The organism is Phyllobacterium sp. P5_D12, from assembly GCF_054049495.1.
The window spans coordinates 1-1046 of the sequence record NZ_JBFUMG010000967.1 but is presented as its reverse complement, the minus strand read 5'-3'; the positions used below and the strand labels follow the sequence as shown (position 1 = coordinate 1046).

The window sequence follows — 1046 nt, the reverse complement described above, 5'->3', positions numbered from 1 at the left end:
GTTCGCGAAGGCCTGGCTGATCCAGAGTTGATACGCCCCTCCCCCCGCCGCACCCCCCAGGACCGGCTGATGATGCTGATTACAGGCATCGCCAACGCTAATCCGGATCTAGCCATGCGCGATATTGCCAGTCAGCTCGAGGCGATGCATGAACGCACACCGCGAGGCTCTTCCACCTGGGCAGCTTCGTCGGTCAAAAACCTGCTCGACAGGGCAAAGAAGCTCGGGCTTGTTCTGCCGTAGCAGCTGCATCGTCTAATCATTTCGGCACCATCTGCAGATGCGATCCGGTTGATCTTAGCGACGCCATTACCAGTTCCGCCAAGGTACAGCGAGCGGTGACCAGGTACCGAACCAATGGGCCGCAGGTCAAGTGAGGAAGACAGATCCAAACCACAATTTGCAAGCGCCCATCAAGCCAACTCCTTCAGGCCGTGGCGCGCCCAACCATCCAGTTCCCAAGTTCATGCTCTGATCTTTGGGACCTATGCGGTAGCCTTCGCCGATGTCCGTTAATCTCGGAAATTTAAAAGATAGGTAACCCTTCGTGCCTAAGCGGGTTATGGCAAGAACGGAGATGCACAATGATACACCAATGCGTTGTAGTCGGCGCGCTTTTGATCTTTTTCGCGCTGTTGGGAACATTGGCATTGTTCTCGAGGGATGATCATCTACCGAACCAGGCGCGTCCCGGAGCGGTTGAAGCGACGCCGCCTGTTCTGAACGGTAAATAGGCGCAGGCAACCGATATCCCGTTGGATCCCTCATGTCGTCGCCACCAACTGCGGCTGCACGCCATTTGCCTTCAATGCCGCCATGAGCATCGGCCCGACGGAAAACTCCGCTGCCCTCGCCTTTTCGGTCAAAGCCCGCAGGTAACCGCCGGCGGAATTGATGTTCTGAGCTCGCTGCAGGATGCAGCCAATGACGATGGCGGTATTTTCCTGACCAAAAACATCGAGCGCATCCTCATAGGCTGAGGGGGAAATACCGAGATAGCCCCTTACCTGTGCTGCCGTGGTCATCAGATCCCGCCAGTTGCTGAT

Annotated in this window: 1 protein-coding gene and 1 pseudogene; one reads left to right on the top strand and one right to left on the bottom strand. The window is 56.6% G+C overall.

The features are described from left to right. Positions 1 to 243, top strand: a pseudogene (locus ACXJ5O_RS28035) (recombinase family protein); the annotation flags it as partial. A gap of 521 nt (positions 244 to 764) precedes the next feature. On the opposite strand, the gene repC reads toward ACXJ5O_RS28035, so the two are convergent. Beyond that, positions 765 to 1046 (bottom strand): replication initiation protein RepC (repC, locus tag ACXJ5O_RS28030; protein WP_457302769.1); only part of this gene is annotated, 282 nt, incomplete at its 5' end.